The sequence below is a fragment of the uncultured Mycobacterium sp. genome, assembly GCF_964249325.1.
Taxonomy (GTDB): domain Bacteria; phylum Actinomycetota; class Actinomycetes; order Mycobacteriales; family Mycobacteriaceae; genus Mycobacterium.
Window position 1 is genome coordinate 1 of record NZ_CAXUCH010000263.1, and the last position, 5,714, is coordinate 5,714.

At 59.0% G+C, this 5,714-nt stretch carries 7 protein-coding genes; 6 read left to right on the forward strand and 1 reads right to left on the reverse strand.

What is annotated here, in order from left to right:
• The 5 genes from ACFE99_RS22015 to ACFE99_RS22035 all read left to right on the forward strand — a co-directional run.
• The coding region (locus tag ACFE99_RS22015; RefSeq protein WP_375488556.1) for an acyl-CoA dehydrogenase family protein at window positions 1-339 on the forward strand (339 nt) is incomplete at its 5' end.
• Between the two features lie 4 nt (window positions 340-343).
• Window positions 344-1,915: an amino acid adenylation domain-containing protein gene (locus tag ACFE99_RS22020; protein ID WP_375488558.1), complete on the forward strand. Its 1,572-nt coding sequence runs from the start codon at window positions 344-346 to the stop codon at window positions 1,913-1,915.
• Window positions 1,916-1,935: 20 nt separating this feature from the next.
• On the forward strand, window positions 1,936-2,199 hold the full coding sequence (locus tag ACFE99_RS22025) for a hypothetical protein (RefSeq protein ID WP_375488560.1): 264 nt from the start codon (window positions 1,936-1,938) through the stop codon (window positions 2,197-2,199).
• 473 nt (window positions 2,200-2,672) lie between these two features.
• Window positions 2,673-3,458: a hypothetical protein gene (locus ACFE99_RS22030; RefSeq protein WP_375488562.1), complete on the forward strand. Its 786-nt coding sequence runs from the start codon at window positions 2,673-2,675 to the stop codon at window positions 3,456-3,458.
• Window positions 3,448-4,197: an alpha/beta fold hydrolase gene (locus ACFE99_RS22035; protein WP_375488564.1), complete on the forward strand. Its 750-nt coding sequence runs from the start codon at window positions 3,448-3,450 to the stop codon at window positions 4,195-4,197. The genes ACFE99_RS22030 and ACFE99_RS22035 overlap by 11 nt, the downstream gene beginning before the upstream one ends.
• A gap of 35 nt (window positions 4,198-4,232) precedes the next feature.
• On the opposite strand, the gene ACFE99_RS22040 is transcribed toward ACFE99_RS22035, so the two are convergent.
• Window positions 4,233-5,129, reverse strand: a complete 897-nt coding sequence (locus ACFE99_RS22040; RefSeq protein ID WP_375488566.1) for a glycosyltransferase — start codon at window positions 5,127-5,129, stop codon at window positions 4,233-4,235.
• Between the two features lie 403 nt (window positions 5,130-5,532).
• On the opposite strand from ACFE99_RS22040, the gene ACFE99_RS22045 reads away from it, so the two are divergent.
• The gene (locus ACFE99_RS22045) at window positions 5,533-5,691 is read left to right on the forward strand and encodes a hypothetical protein (protein ID WP_375488568.1); all 159 of its coding nucleotides are present in this window, start codon (window positions 5,533-5,535) and stop codon (window positions 5,689-5,691) included.
• The last annotated feature ends 23 nt before the right edge of the window (window positions 5,692-5,714 follow it).

Here is a 5,714-nt window from a genome sequence, read left to right on the forward strand (position 1 = left end):
CACCTCCGCTTTGGTCAGCCCATCGGCAAGAATCAAGCGGTTTCCCACCGCATTGCCGACGTGCGCGTCCGTCTTGAGGCCGGTCGCCAATTGCTGTATCGACTTGCCTGGCTCAAAGACCAAGGCAAACGTACCCCACTTGAGTCTGCTATCACTAAGCTGTTCCTCAGCGAGGCTTTCATAGAATCGAGTTTCACCGCGTTCAAGAACTTCGGCGCGTCTGCGTATATCGCCAACACAGCACAGGAGCGTGAGATGCGCGATGCGTTGGCAAGTCGCATCTACTCCGGAACTTCCGATATCCAGCGTGACATAATAGCAAAACTGCTGGGGTTATGAGGTCATGGCCGATCTATTGCACCGACTGCTTGAAAGCGCCGCGAGCACCAGGCCCAGTTCACCCGCGGTAATTGATGGCAGCCGGACGCTGAACTATGGCGAGCTAAATTATCACGCGGAAAATGTTGCGAATGCACTGCGCGCGGCAGGAGTGCGCCGTGGGGCGCTGGTTGGTCTCTTCGTCGGCAAGTCGCTCGAGGCGATCGTAGGCATTTACGGCATTTTGAAAGCAGGAGCTGCATACGTGCCTCTCGACGTGACGGCCCCGCCGGCGAGGATTCGATATATCCTGGGCGACGCTCGGTTGCGTGTAGTACTCGTCGGTTCAGCAGAAAGCATGGTGCCCATTGCGTGGGCGGTCCCGGACAGTCAAATCGAGCATTGCATCCCGGTGACGCTTCATGCGGCGTGCCGCGAAACGGGCCTCGATGACAAAAACCACGTCGATGACGGCCAGCTGGGCACTGGCGGTGGACGCGGACCGCACGTGGAGCACAACTCGGAGGACAATCTCGCCTACGTTCTCTACACCTCTGGCTCGACTGGCCGTCCGAAGGGTGTCAAGCTCAGCCATCGCAACGCGTTGGCGTTTGTGCGCTGGGCAGCGAAGGAGTTCGCGTTGCGACCGCAGGACCGGTTGGTCAACCACGCCCCGTTGCATTTCGATTTGTCCGTCTTTGATCTATTCGCCGCTGCCGCGGCAGGCGCAACGGTGGTGTTGGTCCCCCCAAAGATGAACGCTTTTCCCAGCGAGCTCGCTCAGTTTGTCCGAGATCAAAGGATCACGGTTTGGTACTCGGTGCCGTCGGCGCTCATGCTGATGGAGTTGCGGGGTGGTTTGAGCAAAATCCCCCTCCCTGAATTGCGCCTCGTGCTCTTCGCGGGCGAAGTCTTCCCGCTGCCGGTGTTGCGCAGGCTCCTGACTGCCGTCCCTCAGGCAGTATTTTATAATCTATTCGGCCCAACTGAGACGAATGTCTGCCTTTACTACCAGGTACCTCAACGTCTTCCCGAGTCATGTTCGACGCTGCCAATCGGCCGGCCCATCGCGGGAGTTCAATGTTTCGCTTTGAACAACGAGAACAATCGTGTTAAAGCGGGTGAGGAAGGCGAGCTCTGGGTTCGTGGGCCGACGGTCATGCTGGGCTATCTAGAGGACGACGCGCGTACCAGGGACGTTTTAACTGTTCCACCGGGTGAGGGCGAAGTCGCCTACCGCACGGGGGACGTCGTGTCGCGCAATCCAGATGGGCTATGGATATTTGTCGGACTCAGAGACACCCAACTGAACAGCCGCGGCTACCGTATCGACCTAAGGGAGATAGAAGCTGCTGTTTACCAGAGTGGCAAAGTCACCGAATGCGCTGTCGTCCCCGTGCCGAATGGGCTTCTCGGCTTTAACTTCATCGCGTACGCGGTCGCGATAGAAGGAGCTACAGAGCGTGAACTCCTCGCCCATTGCAAGGCTTTCCTCCCCGATTATATGCTCCCAAATTCGATACAATTATGCGAGGCCTTGCCAAAAACCGCAACGGGAAAAGTTGATTATCGAACGCTTGCCGAAAGTGCTGGCTAGAATACAGAGCAGAGTTAAGAATGAGCATTCGAGACAGGGTCCGTGAATACATCATCGAAGACTTAAAATGGCCGGACGAATCCTCCTTGCTGACCGATGACTTTTCGCTCATCGAAGGGCGGGTTCTCGACTCCATACGAGTGCTCAGCCTTGTACAGTTCCTTGAGACCGAATACGGAATCGAAGTCCTCGACAATGAGATCACCTCGCAGCACCTGGACACGCTGGTTCGCATCGAGAACTACGTGAATATGAAGCTTGCCCAAGTGGGCCGAGCTTACTAGGTCTGACGACCAGGGTACCGCTGCGGGGGAGCGCCAAGCGACATCCCGGTATTGGATCTACAGTCCGATGCGAGCAGCGCGACGGGCATGTCGGCTATCCCCCGTCCGGGTGGCGGCAAAGTCTCGTCCCGGTGTTTGGCCGTTTGCCCACCAAGCGGACACCCGCTAGGCCGGTATTTGGCGGTTTGGTCGGAGGCCCACGATGTTTTCGTGGAAGATCAGGATGTGATTCTCGGGTTTGGGCTGCCGATCGGATTGAGCGCTGATTTGCACAGCGTCCGGGTCGTCGCGATCGGCGGATTCGACCTCCGCTTACACCCCCATCCGCTTCGGAGGAAAGCCCGACAGCCGGGCCCCGAGGAATAGGGCTGCAGATGATGGCTGCAGTGCGGAATGAGCTCGCGTTCGACGGGTGCCGAGAGTGTCCAACCTTCGTCGGCCCCCCCGGAGGCGCCGTTTTCGCGTGCCTGCACATGCCCGGCCGGCCCGCCCGACGGATGGTGGTTCTTTGCTCGTCCATCGGGGCTGAATGGAAGTACAACTACCGTCGAGAGGTCCTTCTCGCTCGTCGTTTGGCGAAGCTAAGGGTCGCCGCGGTCCGGCTGCACTACCTCGGTACCGGGCACAGCGACGATGGCGAGGTCACTTTCCGGGGGATGGTCGATGATGTCGAGCATGTCCGCGACTGGGCGCGCCGACAGGCCGATGTCGAGCAAGTGGTTTATTTCGGCAGCCGCTTGGGCGCATTGGTAGCCGCTGCTGCTGGTCGCGAAACCCGTTCGCCGCTGGCCTGTTGGAACGCGCCCGCAACGGGGGCCGCCTACTTTAAGGAGCTCTTCCGGATTCTTCGCGTCGGCCGCCTGGCCGGGTCGGGCAGAGCAGACGAAACGCCTGCTCCGCAGGACCTTTTGTGTTCCGGACATTCTCTGGACATCCTGGGCTATACGTTAGGTTCGGCGCTCTACCTGTCGGCCCGTACGATCTGCTTCGCCGTCGAGCTCGGTCCGCACACGCGGACGGTCAAGATGGTTGAGATCGGCGATACCCGTCACACGCAACAAGCAGCGGGTCACGCCATGAGTCTTCGCGAACGGGGCTTCGACGTCACTACGAGCGTGGTAGGAGACGAACGATCCTGGTGGTTCGACGACGCCGACTGGGGAGCGGATGAGCACCGGGGTGCTGTGGGCAGGCTCGTCGAAGAGACAGCCGTTTGGCTCGCCACCGTCCCGGCCAGAGAGGTGTCTTATGGCGGCTAAGACCCGAGCCCATGCAGGTGACGAGCACTGCGTGTACATCCCCGTTGAGGCGGACCACGTTTTCGGCGTGGTAACCGAGCCGGCGGGAAAGCCCAGCGGCTACGACGTTCTGCTGCTCCCCGGGGGTATGTACACCCCGTCGACGAATCGCAACCGGATGTTCGTCAACCTCGCCCGCGAGCTTGCTGGCTACGGACACAGAGCGCTGCGGATCGACTATCGCGGAGTCGGCGAGAGCACGGGGGTAGTAGGGCCATACGCCCTCGGTGATCCCAATCCGGCCGATGTGGTGGGGGCAACTGAATGTTTGGCCACTGGCGGTCGAACTGATCTTGTAGTGGTCGGCTGCTGTTACGGTGCGCGCGCGGCAATGCACGCCCTCGCCGAAGGCCCACGCTTGCGATCCATGGTGCTGATGGCGCCACCGCTGGGCGATGAAGCGCGCGGAGACATTGGCGACTCCTGCGACGTGGGGGGTTTGTTCTTGAAGCATGCCAAGACTCTGAGAGCCCGAGGAATACCCACGTTGTTCGTCTACGGTGCGGAAGACAGTTATTACCGCGACTTTCTGAGAGTGCGTCACGCGTCCCTTGAGGGTTTGTTTTCCAAAGATTCATCGTTGGACATACGGGTGCTGCCGGGCGAGCTGCACGGCTTGAGCCGGGTCACGGCCCAGGAGCTGTTCGTGCGGACAACGCTTGACTGGATTTCGCAGTTGGCGACCGATCAGCATTTATGAGCGCGGAGGCCACACCGAACTGCTACATCCTTTGGTCAGCTCTCTTCCCGGACACAGATTGTTTGAATGCCAAGTTTGCGTAATAGCCTTCGCGCCTCACCCAACTGGAGGCGATAAAGTCGAACGCCGGGTGTCGTTGGGCACCGCTTGAGCCACGGCTTGAATTCCCCCATGAAGTGCAGCACCGAGGTATGCCGCGGTCCGTCTATCTCGGGCACAACTCCTCTAGGCCAGTCGGTGTATTCGAGAAACCGGCCGATTTCAAACCGATTCAGATGGCCTGGCAGCTGCTTTACGGCGCCCCGTTCAAGCAACCAGATATTCATCGCGTCTTGTTCGTTATAGTAGATATAGCGGCTTTTGCTTCCCCCGAGGACGCCGACAACAGCGTTTTTGACCGTCGGCATCAAACTTGTACTCAGCCAAATTGCTCCAGCATTGAAGTATGGTCTTCCGTAGTGCGACGGAAACTGGTCGACGAAGCCGGGGAGGGCAGCAGACTCCCCAACGGTTGGACTGAATTCGTCTCGGACTACACCCAATTGTGAAGCCCCGACGGACTCGAATGGTGATGAGATGTCGTCCAGTACCAGGAGGTCGGAATCAAGATAGACAAGGTGCGGTCGCTGCACAAAGTCCGAACTGAATTCAAATCGAAGAAACGTAGTCGTAGTTATATAGGCCAGTTCCATAGTGCGGCATTTTTCATATCTTTCATCCAACCTGCGCCACTTAACATCGAAAGACCCGAAGCCAAGTGCCTTCGAAAAAGCCGCAACTGCGTCAGCATGAGGCTTGGTCAGATCGTGGGTGATTATTCGTATCGCGATCGACTTTCGGTCAGACGCTGAAGTTGAGTGCGCGACCGACATGATAGTGACCAGCCCAGGCAGCAGGTAGTCTTCGTCAAAACAAAGGCCTATGGCGTACATCTAGCACGATCCTGGGTGGACACCAATGCGTCGTCTCGGTTAGGGAATAGCTCCCGAGACGTAATGAAAACTGCCCTGTGAAAATCGCTCATCGTATTGGGCGCCTTCGGTCACCGCGGCCGTAAAAGCATTGTGGCATGACCTGTGCGTCTCCGCGCCAATTTTTATTTTCTGCACCCATCGCGCTGACTACACCCCGTGTAGGTGTCACGGTCCGGTCCGCGAGACCCACTTTCCTGGGTGTGGACTCGACCTCGTCGACAAGAGCCGGATCGCTTCCGGCGATACCGGTCGTTGCAATTGCTGTGCCTGCCGATAGTGCGGTTTCTCCACTGCTGGGCCCAGCAAGCGGTAGCCTGCCTCGATAGCCAGTTGCCACCGGTGGCGACGAGAGACTTGATCAATGGCCACGCCGAAAACGACGAGCCGCCCGGCCGTCGACGGTGGGGATGACGCGCTGCCGCCGCCCGCCCGGCGGGTCCGTGTGATGCTGTTCCGCGTGGTGGCCGTTGCCGTCGCGGTCGTTGCCACCCTAGGCCCGTTTTCCGCACTGGTTGAGTGAAGGGACCTGGTTGCGGCGGGTTG